The organism is Barnesiella sp. WM24, assembly GCF_004570975.1.
GTDB lineage: Bacteria > Bacteroidota > Bacteroidia > Bacteroidales > Muribaculaceae > Muribaculum.
The window spans coordinates 1-19489 of record NZ_SPPC01000001.1 but is presented as its reverse complement, the minus strand read 5'-3'; the positions used below and the strand labels follow the sequence as shown (position 1 = coordinate 19489).

The following is a 19489-nucleotide window of genomic DNA, read 5'->3' as shown; positions in this document are numbered from 1 at the left end:
AACTTCCGTCTATCTCTTTTTGTAAGTGTAGTCTACACCGGGGTTTTCGCGGGAATAGGTAGGCATGCACATGCCTGTCACTGACCCTATGTAAGTGGGGTCGGAGATATAATAGGTGGTGCCGTCATGTTTGTATGCATCTCCCTTGATAGGCTGCGACAGCCTTACTGACGCGCTTTCATGACCGGGGAAATTTATAAGCTGGTTTTCAAGCCCGAGCACATTCCACAGAAGATAAGTGTAGAAGATGGCGCGGTCCTCGCAGTCGCATTTCGGATAGTAAAGTATCTCTTCAAAAAAGTAGGGCTTTTCGAAGCCGTGGAATGCCTCGTCGGTAGCATATTCAAAAGCTCCCTGTACAAACTGAAGCAGAGAGTTTACAGCTTCAAGCTCTTCTTTGCCGTCAAGCTGCGACTTGAACTGTCTTACAATGTCGTCGCGTACATCGGCAAGCACTGTCGAGCGGGCGAAGTCGGCTGTAGGCATCTGCGGATAATTATACAGGATAGGGAATATGTTGGCGTTAACCTCGCCTGAGAGCGAGAGGTCTTTGAATTTGAGGTCATATCTATGGGGCTTGTAAGGCAGATTCAGCCCTGCGATGCGCAGGTCCATCGGATTGCCGGTATCTGCGTTTTTAGGCAGCTCGCATGTGGATATGCGCATGCTCAGGATTGCTTTTGGATCGAGTGACTTGTCGGTGAAGATATAGAATTTCTGTCCGTCGACCATCATGTAGGTGCGGGCATACACTGTCTGTTTGAAAGGGATGAGCAGCACGGCGTTGCTGCCTGACAGACCGATACGCACGTTATATCCCATCCCGACGAGCAGGAAATGTTTCAACGCCATGCGCGATGTTGCCGGAGATGAAGCGTATTTGCTGTCTACGTAGGAGGTGACAAGCTCATAACGGAGATAGTCGTTTAGAGTCATTTTGTCGGCGGCTGAAGTAAGCTCTGTGATAAGCCTGCGGGCATTGTCGTTGCCTGCAAATTCACGCCACTGTGTTCCGAAATCCCTCGGTGATGACAGGCGGTTGGTGACATGCACGTCGATTGCCGGCATGCTGACGGGGAGTCCGTAGAAAGAGAAGTCGTAGTTGACATCGGGCGTGACAGTGCTTGGCTTTGACTGCCGGGGCTCGGGTTGAGGGGCGGGCGTCGCCACAGGCTTCGGTGACGGCTTGGGTTCCGGCGCTTTTGCCGCGGGAGGCGTGACATCGGGCTTTTCCGGCTTGACTTCAGGGACATCGCCTACTGAAGGCACGCGCTCCGGCTTAGGCACCGAACTGCTCTCTTCACCTTTGAACTGTTCAAAATCAGTCCATACTCCGTCAAGAAACTGGTCGTAACGCTCAAGCACGCCGTTTCGATACGCATTATAACCTTCAAGCAATCCTTTTCTGAAGTCGGCGAAAGAGCCTCCTGTTGATTGAGCCATAGCTATCGTTGTACTTGCCAGGGCTGTGATTACGGTAGAGAATATACGATTTTTCATTGACGGAAAATTAGTAGGTTAATTAAGATAGCAAGGTAGCCGTTAAGCCTTGCTCGGGATAACGGCTACCGGATAAAAGTTTATTCCTGGGCGAAACCTTCCTGAACGAAAGACGAAATCTTCTCGGCGTGACGCTGAGCCGCCTCGCTTTCCTTCATGGCGTTTTCAAGAGCGCGGAGTCGCGCTTTAGAAGCGGCATTTTCGCTGACGATAAAGAATGTCTGAAGTTCAAATGTGCCGTCGCCATTGTCGCGGATGATAGAATAACTCTCTTCCATCTCACCCTTGATTTCTTTTTCGACAAGGCGCTCGTAGGCTCCATAGAAGTGGTCAAATTCATCAGTAGCCTCTGTGCCGTCGCCTGCCATGTCGCTGACTACACGACCCTTCAGCGAGCTTCCTGCCTGCTGTGCATAGGTAGTGCAGGCGTTGTTGGTAGCCATCTGCTTTCCGATGTTTTTTGACTTGAACTTTGAAGCGACACCTACGACTTCCCTGCCGTCTTCACCGAGGGTGTTGAGCTTGTCGTAGTGCTTTAGAAGAGCCACTTCAAGAGTGCGTGAGCTTGCAAACAGCTTCCAGCCCTCTTTCTTGTATTCTTTCATCTTTTCTTTCTTTTCCTTGTTGAGGGCCTTCTCCAATTGTTTGTTGTTGTCGGCCGAAGCCATCGGGGCCATGAGGCAGATGGCGAGGAGTAGCATCATTAACTTTTTCATCTTAGTAAAAATTAAAGGTTAGTAATTGAGTTATTATTTCTTGATTTCAAGATTCATGATTCTCACGCCCATCCTGGAGTCAAATTTTCGACATTTGACAAGCCATTTGTTGAATGAGTCGTAAGAGAGCATACGCGGCAATCCGTCACCGGCATAATTGTCCACGACTTTTGAGAATGGCTGCGGTGAAAACACGACATACAGCCGGTTGTGTTCGACATCTTCCTCCGCAGTCATGACAAGCTCATCGACCTCTCCATGTTCGGGCTCGCCTGATGCGGCATGGAAAAACACGTATTCCTTGTTGTGTTTTACCTTTATCTCCCCTGAAATGTTGTTGGAGTAGGGCAGAAGGCTGTAGACATTATTTTTGTCATCGACAAGAAACGCCGCCACATAGCCGTCGACAGGACTCTTCAGGTAGAGATACATGTCGTCGCCGGAGCGGAACCGTGTATCTGCATTGACCGTGCGGGTGCCGTTGCGCAATACGCTTGCCGCAAAGTCAACGGCATCATTGGAGATTTCTTTGGCTTTTCCCGCCACTTTGCATGTTACAATGTAAAAGCCGTCGGAATCAAGCTCGTAGCTGTACTCCGGGTCTTTGATGTCGGCAATCCACTCGCCTTTGAGCGCCGACTCGTTAAGCATCGAAAAGTAGGTCGATTCGCCACGGTCCGACACCACGTCGTGCTGGTAGGTGTCCTGGGTGACGACCGTGCCGAATTTTTCGGCAAGGGCTTTTGCTCTCGCCCCGTTGAGCGCGGCGCGTTCACAGTCGGCACGCGACTCGGTCTTGCTGCCATAATAGGTGTATTCACCTTTGACAGTTTCGATGTCAGCCGCGATTCCGCTTAGTGTCATGGCAAGCGAGGCTAATGTGGTCAACACTCTTTTCTTCATGATTAGTTGTGCATTTTACGTTTTGTCCATTCTTCCGCCATTTTTCCGGAGGTCGACACCTGCGGGGTCTGTGGCTTCTGGTTCACTATTGTCGACTGTCGGCGCACGTTGTCAATCACATATTCGCTAAGGTCTTTCAGGGTCACGTTACCTTTTGTTTCCTGTAGTTTTTTAAGCACATAATATGTGAATAGTCCGTGATTTTTCTCCTTGTAGGGCATTGCGGTCTCATTGCCTGACGCCGCTGTCAGTGTAAACATGTTGCCTTTGGGCGCTGTCTCTTTGGGCTTTATCGCCACACCGCGGGCGGCGGTCAGCATGCCTCCTGAACGGTTGCCACCGGAGAAGCAGGCGTCAAGAAACACCATAACCGAACGCGCTCCCATGTCAGCGAGGTCATTATAAAGCCTTGCAAGCGAAATGCAGCTTTCCGATACGGTAGCGTCGCCGTCGACAGGAAGAAGGAAGGCGTCTTTAGTGCCTTCATCGGGCATGCCGTGACCTGCATAGTAGAACACGACATCGGCATTGCCGTCGACCGACTTCACGACATTGCGTATGTCAGCGATTGCACGCAGCATTTTTCCAAGTGTGGCATCTTTGTAGACCCTTATGTTTTCTTTCGGTATGCCGAGAGTGAGATTGCAGTATTTGCTGAATGTCTCGCCATCGTTGAGCGCCGCTTCCACACGGGGCACATTGGTGTAAGACTCGTTGGCAATGATTACTGCAAATGTAGAGTTGGCGGGCTTGTTGTTGTAAGGTATGTTCTCGTCGACATCCGATAGTTTTCCGGAAGTTGACGGGGCTGCCGCGATACCTGTCGAGCCTGACTTGGAAGGCGTGATGCTTATTCCTGCAAGATCTACGGGCGGGATGTAGTATTCAATGCCGTCGGTCTTGTTGTAGGAATATTCTTTTCCGTGGGGAGTTACAAACGTGATACCCGAAATTTTGACTTCGTTGTTTTCGATGTAATATTTCGGATTTTTGAAGTGTACTCCTTTCCAGCTTGACTTGAATGTCTCAGCCTCGCTGTTTTCGGCAGGGACGTTAAGGATTATGGGGCCGTAGGTCGACTTTATGAGATAGGTCTCATTGTCGGCGTCGTAGGGCTCGAGCGTAAAGTCAGTGAGACGCAGTTTTTTGCCGTAGGCAGTCAGGTATTCATCCTGTGCCTTGCGGGACAGCCGTTCATATTCCTGTCGCAAGGTAAGCTCGTTGACTCGCTTCGTATAGTCGTCGTTTTTCTCAAACTCACCTCTTTTCGCCCATTCATTGAGATGTTTTTCCACATAACTTTTGGCAAAGTCGGAGTAGAGCGGGGCGTTGCGCTTAATCATGTCGGCGGCACCTTTGCCTGACCCGGTGAAGTTAGGCACATCACCGGCATTGGCTGTGATAAGCCCGGGCATGCTCTTTTCCGCTACAGGAGAGTCGCCAAGCGCGCGTATGCGGTTGTTTACCGTCTCAAATTTCTCTTTGTTGCCGATACAGCCATAGCTTACCGCGAGAGCTTTCAGATACTTGAGCGATGTAGGGTCGTTGGCTACCACCTCTTCAAGCTTCATCGCCGCGGCATCGAAATATGTGTCAGACTGGCGGCTGTTTTTCTTTGCCGTCTTTTCATCTTCCTCATAAATCGCCTTATTGTAGAAATCTACACCGAGATTGTAGTAGCACAACGCGATGTGTCTTGCTACGCCGAGATTGTCGGGGCGCTGCTCTTCAAGCTTGCGGTAGACATCGAGTGCCTTCTGATAAGCCTGCTGGTCCTCGTAAAGCTTACCCTGGATGTTGAGTAGCTGCTCGTCAAACGGCTTCTGGAAAAGAGCCTTGTCAAGAAACGGCTGAAGGAGTTCCGAGTGTCCGCCGTCGATGCATCCCTGGATTGCGATAAGCATCATGTTATAATTGTCGGGATACAAGGCAAGTCCTTCGCCCATTGATTTTACGGCTTGTTCATACTTGCCGGTGTTTATGCAGGCCTGTCCCAGAAAGAGATAAATCTGCTCGCGCGATTTCTCATCGCCGGTCGACAAGTATCGGTCAAAGTAATCGATAGCCTTGTTGTAATCTTTTGCATTGTAGGCTCCCGAGGCTGCGATGTAGACAATGGCTGGGTAGGCGCTGTTGCGGGGGAACTCCTCGCCTTTGAACGCGTCCATCATATGGGTGTCGACAAATGCCTGGGCAAATTGAGTAAGCATGTTCTGGTCGCCTACTCCGGAGTAAAAGAATGCTCCTGCCTCAAGGTCTTTGTTGATGTCACGAAGCATGCTTTTACATTGTTCCCACTGTTGTGAACCCTTTGCCGAGAGCTTCATGGCGTCAAGACAAGTGCTGTAGCAGTCAAATGCCGTCGCAAAGATTTCTTTTTCGGGTTGATTCTCATATTTCTGCCATTTAAGATGCTTGTACAGGTCGGTAGCTTTCTGTACGGTATTGTCGATAGCCGCCTGTTTAAGGCTGTCGCCGTCAACGAGCGACACGCCTTGCATCATGGATTCGTCGGGGATAAGATTCCCGAGATTCATCATGCCGGGGGCGCCGCCAAGTGAAGGAGTCATAGGCGCGTCGTCGTTGACAGCGAGGAGCGAGGTAGCCGCTCCCGCCGTCAATAACGCCGCAAGATTAAATTTAATCCAGTTTACGTTCATTTTCAATTAGTAGAGTATAAAGATTTATCTATGTCAATATAATCAGAAGGCATCGATAAATGTAAATTCGGTGGTTATGCGACGGAACTCACCGCCTTTGCCTTCCGACACGGTTATGTAGTAGTTATAATCTGACTTCATGTTTTTCAGATTCTCAACATTCTTTTCAAGGTAATCTTTCACGCCTACGGCACGGATGAATGCGAGCTGCTCGTTCTGCTTTATGCCGTTTTTGGTGTTGACGCTTATACCTGACAATTGTCCGTTTTGATATACAGGCTCGTTTTCAAAGTCGCCATAGGCACCGTCATAAGCGATTCCGCGCACGATAGGCGAACCGTCGGCTGTTCCTGAGATTTTTACGTTCAGCTTTTTGCCATCTTTCATATACTGCGCAAGGTCATTTTCAAACGCCTGTTTTACGATGGCAAGCATGGATTTTGCAGCACCTGATTCGTCGACATGATATTTGCCGGGGGCGAAGTCTTCCTGGACGGAGAAGTCGGGCTCAACCTCATAAGAGAACTTGACCACGTAATTCAGTATTTTCTCTCCGTTGGCGTCAAAGTCTGACACGACGCGCGAGTCTACGGTGATATTGGTGTGGTCGGAAATCACATTCTGCATCTTTGCCTCGTCGATGACCTTCTGCTTGATTTCCTGAAGTCTCATTTCTTCCATCTGCTGCTGCTGGATAATCTCGATTGACACTACATTGTCGTCACCGTCAATAAATGAAAGCGGCTTCCTGTCGAGATTGTCGTAGATGTAGGTCTCGCCGTCGTTGCGGTTGTAGATTTTTGCATATATAATCTCGAAGTTGTCATCTTCCATGACACCATATTTCACATCCTTGAACTCAAGGGCGTCGGCTGAGGTGAAAGTGGTCACCTTTTCTTCAGGCACCGGTATATATATCGTAGGCATGTTGGTGAATCCTACGGCAAGGATGCTGTTGCTGCGGTCATATTTTCCGAGGCTCACCTCTGCCATTGACAGCGGGTCGCCTGCAAGATTGGTGGAGATTTCTTCTTCAAAGAGCTTGCGCTGTTTTGCACGTGATTCATCGGTGACACGGGCGCGATACTCTTCCATTGTTTCACCGGGCATCATCTTCAACCACTCTTCCATGCGCAGATTCACTTCGTCAGATATAAGCTTTGCATAATAAGGCTCAAGCTTCGACATGCGCTTTGCATTGATGGCTTTCGACGAGTTGTATGACAGCAGGGTGTTTTTGCGGCTGTCGGGTATAAACAGTATTTTCGACATTTCTCCGTCAGGAACTTCTACAAAGTCACGGTCGGTCTCGTCAAGAAGATTTATTATGGTGATGATGTTGGGCGAGGTGGCAACGGCTATATATTTGCCGTCAAAGTTATAGGCACATGACAGTGCGTTGCCGAGCTCGTCGATAGTCTTTTTGATAAGGAAATTGCGGGTGTCATAAATGTTAAGTACACCGTCGTCAGTGACAACTGCAAACTCAGTGTTGTCATCGTTAAACGCCATGCCGTTTACGCTGACGCCGAAATCCCAGTCTTTGCGTAGTTTCTTCTCCTCGAAGTTGTAGACCGCCACTTTGGTTCCGTCGGTTACGGCAAGATAATATCCGTTGTTGCTCATCAGCATCTCTTTTACGGTAAACGGAGTCGGGAATGATGCTATTTCCTGAAATTTCTTACCTTCAAAAATGTGTACACCTGTCTCTGTGGCAATAATAAGCGACCTTGCGTCGGGAGTGTATAATATTGCCGTGGGATCGCCGATTTTCTTATTCTTAAACTGGAAAATCTCGGTGTCGGTGTTGTTGAGGTCGTAGATTACAGCCTGCGGTTTGAGATTCTTCTTGCTTAACACAATGAAGTTTATACCGGCAGGGTTGATTACTACATCATCGATAATATTTTTCTTATGCAATGATACGATAGGGCTTTTGCGACAAGTGAACATGCTGTTGTCGTCAAAACCATAGATTGCAAGCGAATACTTTGCAAGACCTTTGGGCGTGTTTACCTGCGGGAACTTGTACTCACTGCGCGGGGCAACTTTCTGTTCTGACGCATTGTCATCGGCATAAGCAAACATAGGGGCACCAAGCAGGAGCGATAGCGCAATTGCTTTGGTTAGTGTTTTCTTTCCTGATAGCATAGCAAAAAATATGATAGAATTGGTTAATGAATTATAAGGATTAGAGTGATTTTAAGTAAACCGGTAGATGTGTGTCGGATGCTACTGTCGCTTCTTCTCGCATGAGTGTCTCGACATTTTCAATCAACTCGTCTATATCGAAGTAGCAGTGGGTCATTATCAGTATGTGCTTGCCTCCCGTCTTTAATCCTTTCGACTGGCTTCTTACTATTGACTGGTCGCTCAGCACAACGTAGTTGCCGGTAGGCTGTCCAAGTTCTGATATTTCGACTTTCTTTTCTTCCGGTATGATGCGCAATACATTGAAATATACCGGGAAAGACAGGGTGTTTTCCAACATGAATTTAAGTCCCGAGTTATTGACCGGGGCATGCAGAAGATTGACCGGAAAAGTCGCGTTACGAAGCGCGTCGGTGTCTTTAAGCGCGTTATAGACACTCGCGCTCAGTTTCTTGATGTCAACCTGAAGATTCTCGGCCTCCGGGTCGTAGGTCTCCATCGAGCGCCTTACAAGCCCTTTTTCGACATATACACGGTCATCTCCATTGGTCGACGATTTTCCAAAGCGGATTTTGTCATGTATAGCCGCCCGATTGTCGGTCGCCTGGTCTTTGGCATCAATCATTATGCGGGTTGTCGTGAAGTTGCCTTTTGATAAAGACTTGAATATCTGTGAATTCATTGAGTTAAGAATCTCTACGCCGCTGTTATCTCCTATATTGAACTGGTCGGTGGCGTTTAGCTTCATGCCTCTTTCGATGACGATTTCTTTGCCTCCGCGCAGTAGTTTCACGTCGCCGAAATAGTCATATAGTGAATACTGTGCGGTCGCGTGCATCGTCATTAAAGTCAGCAGCAATAATAGTGTGGCAATCTTTTTCATCGTATGTAAATATTATTGGCGGTTGATTTGTCTGATTTTGAGAATAGACCTGCAATCCACTTGAAAATAGTGGTCATGCCTATCCAGATGTCACATGCGAACAGCCCGAAAGTGAGCATGAGCAGGGTGTAGGAGAAGTTGATTACGACATCATGCTCTATGAAGAAGTAATATCCTACTCTTATGGCGGTATATAGCAGCGCTACCTGGAGTATGCGCAACAGCAAGCCTTTGATGCCCAGGTGCAGTGACAGACTTAGAAACACTACCAAGAAACAGCTTGTGAAGGCTATCGCCCAGTTGGCATACTTGTGAAGCTGGTAGAAATAGCTCCCCGACAGGATTGTGGCTGTAGAGTGAGCGTGGATAAGGATGCCCGGCATGGAGTTTGTGACCGGGGTGGCATGGATGTCGGCAGGGTCGCCGAGCGCGCCTATCAGCACAATCTTGTCGCTTAATTCTTCTGCGTGTTCAATCAGGTTGTCGGGCGTGAAAGTCTTGAAGATGCGTGAATAATACCTGATTATCTCATGCTCGTTGCCACGCTCGCGGAAAATGTCGGAATTATGGTGGTCGGGAGAGTTCATTTCACTGAGAGCAAGGGCGAATGACGGGATTTCAGTACCGTCAATGCTCTTATAATCAGGACGAAACTCGCGTATCGTGCGGTTGGTGTGCTGTGTGGGGAAATTGATGGCCCCGACAGATGTGATGCCCAGGCTGTCGGTAAAGTATGATTGCTCGTCAATCGCAAACCTGTCGGTCAGCGAGTCGTTTTTGACCGACACCGCCATTACTATGTTGGGACAGTGACCTACCGCTTCAATAATACGCTCGTCGCCCTCCCTGCGGTCGGAAAATACGACGTCAAGCCCTACAGCGCGTGGACCGCAAAGCGCCACTGTCTCCAGTATGTCGGCTATTCCGTCACGGTCGCTGTCGGCAATGTCGATGATTACTATGTCGCTGTCAAGGGTGCTTACAAGTCGGTTATCGGCTACTTTGTTGTAAAAGTCGTTGATAGTAAAGTCATTGCCATCTGACGACGACAACAAAGACGCAGCCGAAAACGAAAACGGTTGCATCAGTATGAAAGATAGGGCAAAGGCAAGGAGTGTTATGCCGAGCGTTTTCAACAACCTAATCTTCCAATTGCATTTGTTGTCAAAAATTTTAGGTATTAGTAGCACTATATTTGGATATTACCTGTGTGTGATATATTTTGCAAATATAACAATAATTTCCAAATATAGTGATTTTTTAAGCATAAAAGTAAGACTTGGCAACCGGAATGAGCCGATTTGCTTTGCAATCAATAGGTGCGGATAAATTCAACAATCCATGCTCCGACGTCGTTTGTGCCGTATTTTTTACCGTTTGTTCCCTTAATATCGGGTGTTGATACACCGGCGTCAAGAGAGGCATTGACGGCTTCGCGTATGATTTCTCCTTCTTTTTTGCAGTTGAAATATTCAAAAAGCATCGCCACCGAAAGTATCTGAGCGAGCGGATTTGCTATGTTCAGCCCCTTTGCCTGCGGCCAAGAACCGTGAATAGGCTCAAATACGGGAGTGCTCTCTCCCGTAGATGCTGACGGGAGCAGCCCCATCGAGCCGGAGATTACCGAGCCTTCGTCGGTCAATATGTCGCCAAAGGTATTTTCAGTCACCATGACATCAAAGAAGCGCGGGTCCTGAATCATTCTCATGGAGGCATTGTCGACAAACATGTAGTCGGTCGTGACCTCGGGATATTCCTTTTCAAGTTCCTGCGCCACTTTGCGCCATAATCTTGACGACGCAAGCACATTTGCCTTATCGACCACTGTCAGGTGGCGGCGACGTCGCATGGCGTAGTCAAAAGCTACGCGGAGTATCCGCTCCACTTCTTTGCGGGTATAGTGGTTGGTGTCATAGGCGCGGTCGTTATCTTCATATTTCTCTCCGAAATACATACCGCCTGTAAGCTCGCGGATGCAGACAAAGTCAACGCCATCGACGATTTCCGCTTTCAGCGGAGACTTGTCGATGAGACACTTGAATGTTTCTACAGGTCGTACGTTGGCAAATAGACCCAGTTTTTTGCGCATTGCGAGAAGTCCCTGTTCCGGACGCACTTTGGCATCAGGGTCGTTGTCATATTTCGGGTCGCCTACTGCCGAAAACAATACTGCATCGCTCTCTTTACACAGCTTGAGCGTCTCGGGAGGAAACGGGTCACCGACACGGTCAATGGCATCGGCTCCGACAATGCCGTAATTGAAGGTCACTGTATGTCCGAATTTGTCACACACTGCCTGCATGACATCCACTCCTTGTACTGAAATCTCGGGACCTATTCCGTCGCCCGGTAAAACGGCTATATTGAAGTTCATGTTGTTCAAAGATTAATAAGTTTCTCGATTGCTTTCCCAGTCTTCGATGTCCTGTCTTTTGGACAGTAGATATTCAATGTCATCAAGTCCGTTGAGAAGGCAATGTTTTTTATAAGGGTTAATGTCAAAATCCTCGCTACTGCCTGTGGCGAGGTTGGTGATGGTCTGTGCCTGCAGGTCGACTTTGAATTCTGATGCGGGATTGTCGCGGATTGTGTCAAACATCTCTGCAAGAAACTCCTCGCTGACAACCACGGGAAGCACGAAATTATTCAGTTCATTGTTTTTATGGATGTCGGCGAAGAAGCTTGACACTACGACACGGAATCCGTAGTCGTATATCGCCCATGCCGCGTGTTCACGACTTGAGCCGCAGCCAAAGTTTTTTCCGGCAACCAGGATAGAGCCTGAATAGGTGGGGTCATTAAGTACAAAATCCTTTATGGGATGTCCCTCCGAATCAAATCGCCAGTCGCGGAAGAGGTTGTCGCCAAATCCTTCGCGTGATGTCGCCTTGAGAAATCGCGCGGGGATAATCTGGTCGGTATCTATGTTTTCCATCGGCAGAGGCACCGCCGACGATGTAATAACTGTAATCTTTTTGTCCATAGCTTATCGGTTTTTGCGTGGATCTGTGATTTTGCCGGTGACGGAGGCTGCGGCGGCAACAAGTGGCCCGGCAAGAATCGTGCGCGCTCCGGGACCTTGTCTGCCCTCGAAATTACGGTTGGAAGTAGAGATGCAGAGCTTTCCGGCAGGCACCTTGTCGTCATTCATGGCGAGGCATGCAGAGCATCCGGGCTGGCGCAATTCAAATCCTGCATCGGCGAGTATGCGGTCAATGCCTTCTTCTTTAATCTGTCGAAGCACTGACCATGAACCCGGCACGAGCCAAGCCGTTACATCGGGCGATTTGTGCTTGCCTTTGACATAGGATGCAAATGCCTTGAAGTCTTCAAACCTGCCGTTGGTGCAGCTGCCGAGGAACACATAGTCGACCGGCGTGCCTTCAAGCTTTTCTCCAGGCTTGAATCCCATGTATTCAAGCGATTTCATGTAGGAGGCGCGACCTGTCTCGTCATCACCGTCATAAGAGGGGATGGCTTCGGTCACGCTTATGCCCATGCCCGGGTTGGTGCCAAATGTTATGCGCGGCTCGATGTCGGCTGCGTCAAATGTCACTTCTTTGTCAAATACCGCATCGTCGTCGCTTGCAAGCGAGCGCCAGTAAGCGACGGCATTTTCCCAGGCGTCGCCTTTCGGAGCGTATTCGCGTCCCTTGATGTAGTCAAATGTCACCCCATCGGGTGCAATCATGCCTCCTCTCGCGCCCATCTCGATAGACAGGTTGCATACGGTCATGCGCTCCTCCATCGACATATCGCGTATGGCCTCGCCTGCATATTCGACAAAGTATCCTGTGGCACCGCCTGTTGTCATCTTTGAGATGATATACAGCGCCACGTCTTTTGCCGTCACTCCGTCGCGGAGCTTACCGTTGACACTGATACGCATGGTTTTGGGCTTTGGCTGAAGGATGCACTGCGAAGCAAGCACCATCTCCACTTCCGATGTGCCGATACCGAATGCCACGGCGCCAAATGCTCCGTGGGTCGATGTGTGGCTGTCGCCACACACGATTGTGTAGCCCGGGAGTGTCAGTCCGGTCTCCGGTCCGATGACATGGATTATGCCGTTTTTCGGATGTCCGAGTCCAAATAATTCAAGCCCGAACTCCGATGCGTTTCGCGTCAGTGTCTCGACCTGGTTGCGTGATACCGGGTCGGTGATAGGCTTGTCCTGGTTGAGGGTGGGGATATTATGGTCGGGGGAGCAGATTGTGCGCTCCGGGCGGAACACTTTCAGTCCCCGTCGGCGCAGTCCGTCAAAAGCCTGGGGACTTGTCACCTCATGGCAATAATGACGGTCGATATATAGCTGTGTCGGACCTCCGTCGATAGTGTTTATCGCGTGGGAATCCCATATTTTGTCAAAAAGGGTGCGAGCCATAGCTTGGATCGGTTTATGAAGTTATTGTTAATTGACAAATTTGTTGATGGCGTCAATGAACGCCTCGGCGCTTGCCGCCACGATGTCGGTGTTTGCTGAAAATCCGTAGTAGGTGTTTCCTTCATATTCGACAGTCATGTGTACTTTGCCTATGTCGTTGCTTCCCTTGCTGATTGCCTGTATAAGGAATTCTTTTACAAGCATGCGGCGGTGGATAATCTGCTTGATGGCTGTTATCGCCGCGTCAACAGGTCCGTTGCCTGACGCGCAAGCCTCGAATTTTTCACCTGCGATGTCAAGCCCGATTGACGCTACCGACTTGACTCCTACTCCCGATGTCACCTGAAGGAAGTCAAGTTTCAGCCTGCGTGTAGCCTTGTGGTGCTCGCCGGCAAGAAGAAGCACGTCGTCATCGTTAATCTCTTTTTTCTTGTCGGCGAGACGCAGAAATCCTTCATATGCCTTGTCGAGGGCTTCTTTGTCAAGCTCGATTCCGAGCACGTGCAGCCTGTGTTTAAGCGCGGCACGTCCGGAGCGGGCGGTAAGCACGATTGAGTTTTCATCAACACCTACATCTTTCGGGTCGATGATTTCATAGCTCTCGCGGTTTTTCAGTACGCCGTCCTGATGGATGCCTGAACTATGGGCAAAGGCGTTTCTGCCCACGATAGCCTTGTTGGGTTGTACGGGCATGTTCATCAGGCTTGACACCATGCGGCTGATTCCATACAGCTTGGTGGTGTTTAGGTTGGTGTCAATGCCGAGTTCCTTGTGGGAGCGGCATATCATCGCCACTTCTTCAAGAGAGGTGTTGCCGGCTCGTTCGCCTATGCCGTTGATGGTCACTTCAGCCTGGCGCGCGCCGAGCATGACTCCTGACATGGTGTTGGCTGTCGCCATGCCGAGGTCGTTGTGGCAGTGGGTGGCGATAGTCACTTTGTGGATGCCGTCGACATGCTCCATCAGGTATTGTATCTTTTCTCCAAACTGTGATGGCAGGCAATAGCCGGTGGTGTCGGGGATGTTGACCACTGTGGCGCCTGCCTTGATTACAGCCTCGACCACTCGCGCAAGATACTCATTGTCGGTTCTGCCGGCGTCCTCAGCGTAAAACTGGACATCCTCGACAAAGCGTTTTGCGTATTTTACACATGCGATGGCTCTCTCAAGTATGTCATCGCGATTGGAGTTGAACTTATACTTGATATGATAGTCCGATGTGCCGATACCGGTGTGTATTCTCTTGTGTTTTGCATACTGCAGGGCATCAGCCGCAACACGTATGTCATTTTCCACAGCTCTTGTCAGGGCGCATATCGTGGGCCATGTCACCGCTTTGGATATTTCAACGACTGAATTGAAGTCGCCTGGACTTGATACCGGAAATCCGGCTTCAATCACGTCTACGCCCAATTCCTCAAGTGCTTTGGCCACTTCGATTTTCTCAACAGTATTTAATTGACATCCGGGCACCTGTTCCCCGTCGCGCAGGGTAGTATCGAATATGAATAAACGATCGCTCATTAATGATGAATTATAAAAATAATTTATGAATAATTGCAAAATTAGTACCAATTGCCGACATAATCAAGAAATTTGACGATTATTTACGCAATTGGTACTTAAATCGCAATTATAAAACGCGTTTTGCTTACTATTTGTTTGGATTTGCAGGTTATTTCACCCAGCGGAGTATTTCACTGAACGATATTTTCCTGCCATACATGAGGATTCCGGTGCGGTAGATGCGTGCTGCAAGCCATGTGAACAGAATGGCGGTCGCATAAAGGAGCGCGATACTTGTGATGATTTCCCATGCAGGGACATTGTAGGGAAGGCGTATCATCATCACGATTGGCGACGTGAACGGGATAAGTGAGCAGATGACTCCAAGTGTGCCGTCGGGATTTTCCATACATGCCTGACCGATGAGCAACGCTATAATGATAATCATCATTACGGGCATGGTAAACTGGTTGGCGTCACTCTGCTGGTCGACAGCCGACCCGAAGGCGGCAAAAAGTGACGCGTATAGCAGGTATCCGCCGATGAAGTACAGTACAAAGATGCCCAACAGGCGTAGCCAGTTTACGCCCAGTATGGCCTGGATTATTTCCGGCATCTCTCCGGCCGCCATTTCGGGCATCTGTGTGCCTCCGGCCACCATTGTCGCTGCAACGTCGGGAGAGGAGGTGAATATACCGGTGACGCTGAGTATGAACATGCCGATACTGAGCAGTACGCTCCATATCGCAATCTGCGTAAGCCCTACAAGCGCGATGCTGACTATCTTGCCGAGCATCAGCTCCATCGGCCGGCAACTGCTTATGATGACTTCAACTATGCGGTTGGTCTTGTCTTCTACTACCGAGCTCATGATCATTGCGCCATACATCAATACAAACATGTAGGTCAGGAAGGCAAGGAAGAGTCCGGTGACGGTGGCAAGCTCGCTTGAGGAGAGTGATTCGCCCGACTCGTCCCATGTGTGGCTCTTGACCTCGACCGATATATTGCTTTCTGCGATGATTTTTTTCAGCTCGGGGATGTCGTAGGAGTTGATTTTTGCTTCCGAGAGGCTTCTGCCGAGTATATCGGAGATCTCTCTTGACAGCGACATCTTTACCGGCTTTTCGGAATAGATGTTGACAGTATGGGATTGGTCGATGTCTTTCGGTATCACAAGTATGGCGTATATGTCGCCGTCGGCTTCCATGAAGCGCTCTTTCATGTCGGATGATGACATGTCGGGTAACACCGAATATTTGAAATCGTCGGAGTCGACAAACTTGTCGGCATATCTGCCGCTTTGGTCGATTACCGTGACTACCTGCGCGTCACTGCGGTTAAACTCCATCAGCAGGACAGGCACGGCAATCAGCGCTATCATGATAATCGGAGAGAGCAGGGTGGTGAGTATGAATGACTTTTTTGCCACTATAGAGTAGTACTCGCGTTGCAGCACTAACAGAAATCTACGCTTGTCCATTGCTTTCGGTTACTGTTTCAATAAAAATTTCGTGCATGGTGGGAAGCACCTCCTCAAAGCCGAGGAGAGTGTACGCACGGTTGATTTTTTCGATGGTTTCTTTAATTGTCACGCCTTTGGAGAGACGTATTATCGCCTCTGAGCCTCCGAGCGGGTGGGGAGTTATGCTCTCGATTGTGAACAGTGAGTCGTCGGGGGCGAGAACCGGCTCGGCGATGTGGAGGGTAAACAGATTTTTTTTGAACTGTTGCCTGATGTCGAGCACATTGCCTTGCAACACGACTCGCGATTTGTTGATCAGCGAAAGTTCCTCACACACTTCCTCCACCGATGCCATGTTGTGGGTCGAGAAGAGTATTGTCGCTCCCTCTTCGTTAAGACGCAGTATCTCCTTCTTCAGCTGCTCGGTGTTTACTGGGTCAAATCCGGAGAATGGCTCGTCAAATATCAGCAGTCTCGGACGGTGGACGACCGTGGATATGAACTGGACTTTTTGTGCCATGCCCTTTGAGAGTGCCTCGATTTTTTTGTCGGCCCACTCTTCGAGCCCCATGCGCTCAAGCCACATCCTGCCCTCGCGGTAGGCGTCGGACTTGGTCATGCCTTTAAGCCTGCCGAGATATACGATGTGACTCAGCACTTTCATTTTTTTGTATAGGCCGCGTTCCTCGGGGAGATAGCCTATCTTCATTACATCTTCAGAGGCAAGCGGTCTGCCGTCCAGAAATATCTCTCCGCTGTCGGGCCGTGTTATCTGATTTAGCAGTCGTATCAGTGAGGTTTTGCCGGCACCGTTCGGGCCGAGCAGCCCGTAGACCGTGCCCTCCTTCACTTTGAGGCTCACATGGTCAAGGGCTCTGTGTCCGGAATAGTCCTTGACTACGTCGTTTACTTCGATAAATTCCATGTCGTTATTTTTTGAGCATTACCGATACCCAGCGGTCGCGAGTGTTGTGGTCGATATATTCGAGACCATGTTTTTTAGCCTCGGCGGTGATGACAGGGATGTCTTCTTCATAAAATCCGCTGAGTATCATCGTGCCGCCGTCTTTCAGTGCCGCGGCATATGCGTGCATGTCACCGGTGATTATATTGCGGTTTATATTGGCGATGAATATGTCGGCGGGATTGAGTCCGGCAAGCGCCCCGGCGTCTCCGAGAATTACGTTGATTTCGGGATGATTGTTGACTTTTACGTTCTCAACCGCATTGACGTAGGCAAACTCGTCTATTTCAATAGCATCGACAGGCGAGGCTCCGCGCATGGCTGACAGTATCGCGAGTATGCCGGTGCCGGTACCCATGTCTATGACCGATTTGTTGTCCAGCGGCATGTCGAGCAGACGCCTGATGATAAGGGAGGTCGTCTGGTGATGACCTGTGCCGAATGCCATTTTGGGGTCTATTACTATGTCGTAGGGTAGAGCGGGGATGTCTTTGTGAAATGAGCTGTGGATGACACACTTGTCGTCCACGATAATCGGTTGAAAGTAGTTTTTCTCCCATTCCGCATTCCAGTCTTGCCCCTCTACCGTGTCCCATTTTACATCAATGGTGGCATCAAAGGGGAAATCATTGATTATCTGACGGAATATTGACGAGTCAAACAGTTCTTTCTTTATGTATGCAGTAAGCCCTGTCGCGTCAGGGACAAAACTCTCATAATCATGTTCACATAGCAGGGCGGCAAGAATGTCGGTGTGATTTTCGTCACAGGGGGTGACTTCTAACCTTGCTTCGACGTAATCGTTCATCGTGTCTGGTTTAAAAATACATTAAAATTAATGTACAAAAATAACCATTTTTATTGGATTACGCCAATAAAATGTCAGATAAGCATTTCTTCACGTGTCACGCGGCAAAATCTGTTTTTGTTATTTAACTGCGATTTTATATGTCTTCCCATTTAGGGACAGCAGGTATACTCCGGCAACTGGAACATAAATGGATACATCTTCTACGGAGGCTTTTGCGTTATAAACCAATTTTCCATCAAGAGAAATTAGTCTTATATCACTTCCCTCAACAACTTGACTTATTTTTACAATTCCATTATAGACGGTTATAGGGGATTCTGCATTTTTAATCTCCACAATGCCACTGCTATTCCCGACTGACATAACATTGCGCTGGTTGACAATTACATCTCCGTCCTTGGAGACAAGTGTTCCTTCGGGTATGATTATGGAATATCCCTCCTCTGAGACAAGGGGGGTGTTCTCAAAATCCGCGATTAACACCCATTTCCCATTTTCCTCGGAAATAGTCGGTACCACTTCCTTGATTATGAGGTTCTCTTCTTCAATATAAAGTTGGACGGTCGGATTGGCAGAAAGAGCAACCGGGAGGTCATAGAAGAATTTTACTTCGCCAAGCACATCTGCGAGATGGTGGTCATAGAGACTGCACCAGATGTATTGGATAGGTTTCACCGGTTCCGTGTAGCCACCTATAAAATTGACCTCGGCCTCCTCGTTGACAATATCCGGACGGTGCAAGGCACTCGTGCTGCCCGCAGGCAATTGAATGGAATATCTTATCCCGTTCTCGAAATTTATTTTTTCTCCAAAATCTACCCCGGCATAACCAAGATTCCAATCCCAACTGACATCACAGCCATATTCCCTGACAGGGACACCTTCTCGGAGCAGCACAACTTTTCTGTTCTCGACCGGAGCTGTTTCAACACCGAAATAGAATCCTATTCGATCGGTACTCTTTACAATCGAGCCATTCTCGATAGAGGGGCTGGCGGGACCTATGGTGGAGGGGACACAGAATTCAACACTGAGTTCCTCGATGGAGATGTCAGGATTTCCCTCTCTGAAAATCACACCTTCCGGCGCCACGAGCCGATATGATTTCCCTTTCGGTAGGATTAAGGGTGATTCAAATGTGATTACCGCGGTACCTTGTGTTCTCTTTCTCCCCGTGTAGTTCGAGCATGACAGCACACCGGTTTCCAAAGGCTGTCCATCTGAATACACCGTTGCCGTAGAATTTTCAACAATGTCGATAGCTCCATCGAATGTAAAACCGATATCCACTATTGGATAACAAACCGGGCGGTCTCCAATGGTACATTGCTCTGGAACCAGACCGGAAGCCAATCCTTTCAATGCAGGCGCTATGACCAGTATTAAAATCAGTCCTATAAGTTTACGTTTATTCATAATTAACGTGAGTTCGATATAATAATTCTGCTGTCCAACAATAAAACAATCAGCCATTTAGTATAAAACTAAGTGGCTGATTTTCTTGGTATTATCGCGAAAAATTCGTAAATTTATAGTGTCCAATTAT

15 protein-coding genes are annotated in these 19489 nt (G+C 48.8%); all 15 read right to left on the bottom strand.

Translation table 11 applies throughout. The features are described 5' to 3' along the window. Positions 1-9: 9 nt before the first annotated feature. Positions 10-1500 (bottom strand): hypothetical protein, encoded by a 1491-nt coding sequence (locus E4T81_RS00075; RefSeq protein WP_135040308.1) that lies wholly within the window; start codon positions 1498-1500, stop codon positions 10-12. A gap of 80 nt (positions 1501-1580) precedes the next feature. Then, positions 1581-2216, bottom strand: coding sequence for a hypothetical protein (locus E4T81_RS00070; RefSeq protein ID WP_135040306.1), 636 nt, complete (start codon positions 2214-2216; stop codon positions 1581-1583). Positions 2217-2249: 33 nt separating this feature from the next. Next, positions 2250-3119 carry a DUF4384 domain-containing protein gene (locus E4T81_RS00065; RefSeq protein WP_135040304.1) on the bottom strand — a complete coding sequence of 290 codons (870 nt, stop codon included), beginning with the start codon at positions 3117-3119 and terminating at the stop codon, positions 2250-2252. Between the two features lie 2 nt (positions 3120-3121). Then, positions 3122-5779 (bottom strand): caspase family protein, encoded by a 2658-nt coding sequence (locus tag E4T81_RS00060; RefSeq protein WP_135040302.1) that lies wholly within the window; start codon positions 5777-5779, stop codon positions 3122-3124. 42 nt (positions 5780-5821) lie between these two features. Next, complete coding sequence (locus E4T81_RS00055) at positions 5822-7930, bottom strand: YncE family protein (protein ID WP_135040300.1); 2109 nt, start codon at positions 7928-7930, stop codon at positions 5822-5824. 40 nt (positions 7931-7970) lie between these two features. Next, positions 7971-8813 carry a hypothetical protein gene (locus E4T81_RS00050; protein ID WP_135040298.1) on the bottom strand — a complete coding sequence of 281 codons (843 nt, stop codon included), beginning with the start codon at positions 8811-8813 and terminating at the stop codon, positions 7971-7973. Next, positions 8810-9898: a CHASE2 domain-containing protein gene (locus tag E4T81_RS00045; protein ID WP_135040297.1), complete on the bottom strand. Its 1089-nt coding sequence runs from the start codon at positions 9896-9898 to the stop codon at positions 8810-8812. The genes E4T81_RS00050 and E4T81_RS00045 overlap by 4 nt, the downstream gene beginning before the upstream one ends. A gap of 227 nt (positions 9899-10125) precedes the next feature. Next, positions 10126-11187: a 3-isopropylmalate dehydrogenase gene (gene leuB / locus E4T81_RS00040; protein ID WP_135040295.1), complete on the bottom strand. Its 1062-nt coding sequence runs from the start codon at positions 11185-11187 to the stop codon at positions 10126-10128. A gap of 12 nt (positions 11188-11199) precedes the next feature. Next, complete coding sequence (gene leuD, locus E4T81_RS00035; RefSeq protein ID WP_135040293.1) at positions 11200-11796, bottom strand: 3-isopropylmalate dehydratase small subunit; 597 nt, start codon at positions 11794-11796, stop codon at positions 11200-11202. Between the two features lie 3 nt (positions 11797-11799). Beyond that, positions 11800-13197 carry a 3-isopropylmalate dehydratase large subunit gene (leuC, locus tag E4T81_RS00030; protein ID WP_135040291.1) on the bottom strand — a complete coding sequence of 466 codons (1398 nt, stop codon included), beginning with the start codon at positions 13195-13197 and terminating at the stop codon, positions 11800-11802. 27 nt (positions 13198-13224) lie between these two features. Further along, entirely contained in the window at positions 13225-14721 is a 1497-nt protein-coding gene (locus E4T81_RS00025) for a 2-isopropylmalate synthase (protein WP_135040289.1), read from the bottom strand. Between the two features lie 151 nt (positions 14722-14872). Further along, positions 14873-16186, bottom strand: coding sequence for an ABC transporter permease (locus E4T81_RS00020; protein WP_135040287.1), 1314 nt, complete (start codon positions 16184-16186; stop codon positions 14873-14875). Beyond that, entirely contained in the window at positions 16173-17093 is a 921-nt protein-coding gene (locus tag E4T81_RS00015; RefSeq protein WP_135040284.1) for an ABC transporter ATP-binding protein, read from the bottom strand. The genes E4T81_RS00020 and E4T81_RS00015 overlap by 14 nt, the downstream gene beginning before the upstream one ends. A gap of 4 nt (positions 17094-17097) precedes the next feature. Next, the gene (gene prmA, locus E4T81_RS00010; protein ID WP_135040282.1) at positions 17098-17940 is read right to left on the bottom strand and encodes a 50S ribosomal protein L11 methyltransferase; all 843 of its coding nucleotides are present in this window, start codon (positions 17938-17940) and stop codon (positions 17098-17100) included. Positions 17941-18060: 120 nt separating this feature from the next. Beyond that, on the bottom strand, positions 18061-19359 hold the full coding sequence (locus E4T81_RS00005) for a hypothetical protein (RefSeq protein ID WP_135040280.1): 1299 nt from the start codon (positions 19357-19359) through the stop codon (positions 18061-18063). Positions 19360-19489: the final 130 nt, after the last annotated feature.

Coding starts and splice junctions, on each gene's coding strand:
- E4T81_RS00075 (WP_135040308.1), bottom strand. CDS start 1,500: ATGAAAAATCGTATATTCTCTACCGTAATCACAGCCCTGGCAAGTACA.
- E4T81_RS00070 (WP_135040306.1), bottom strand. CDS start 2,216: ATGAAAAAGTTAATGATGCTACTCCTCGCCATCTGCCTCATGGCCCCG.
- E4T81_RS00065 (WP_135040304.1), bottom strand. CDS start 3,119: ATGAAGAAAAGAGTGTTGACCACATTAGCCTCGCTTGCCATGACACTA.
- E4T81_RS00060 (WP_135040302.1), bottom strand. CDS start 5,779: ATGAACGTAAACTGGATTAAATTTAATCTTGCGGCGTTATTGACGGCG.
- E4T81_RS00055 (WP_135040300.1), bottom strand. CDS start 7,930: ATGCTATCAGGAAAGAAAACACTAACCAAAGCAATTGCGCTATCGCTC.
- E4T81_RS00050 (WP_135040298.1), bottom strand. CDS start 8,813: ATGAAAAAGATTGCCACACTATTATTGCTGCTGACTTTAATGACGATG.
- E4T81_RS00045 (WP_135040297.1), bottom strand. CDS start 9,898: ATGCAACCGTTTTCGTTTTCGGCTGCGTCTTTGTTGTCGTCGTCAGAT.
- leuB (WP_135040295.1), bottom strand. CDS start 11,187: ATGAACTTCAATATAGCCGTTTTACCGGGCGACGGAATAGGTCCCGAG.
- leuD (WP_135040293.1), bottom strand. CDS start 11,796: ATGGACAAAAAGATTACAGTTATTACATCGTCGGCGGTGCCTCTGCCG.
- leuC (WP_135040291.1), bottom strand. CDS start 13,197: ATGGCTCGCACCCTTTTTGACAAAATATGGGATTCCCACGCGATAAAC.
- E4T81_RS00025 (WP_135040289.1), bottom strand. CDS start 14,721: ATGAGCGATCGTTTATTCATATTCGATACTACCCTGCGCGACGGGGAA.
- E4T81_RS00020 (WP_135040287.1), bottom strand. CDS start 16,186: ATGGACAAGCGTAGATTTCTGTTAGTGCTGCAACGCGAGTACTACTCT.
- E4T81_RS00015 (WP_135040284.1), bottom strand. CDS start 17,093: ATGGAATTTATCGAAGTAAACGACGTAGTCAAGGACTATTCCGGACAC.
- prmA (WP_135040282.1), bottom strand. CDS start 17,940: ATGAACGATTACGTCGAAGCAAGGTTAGAAGTCACCCCCTGTGACGAA.
- E4T81_RS00005 (WP_135040280.1), bottom strand. CDS start 19,359: ATGAATAAACGTAAACTTATAGGACTGATTTTAATACTGGTCATAGCG.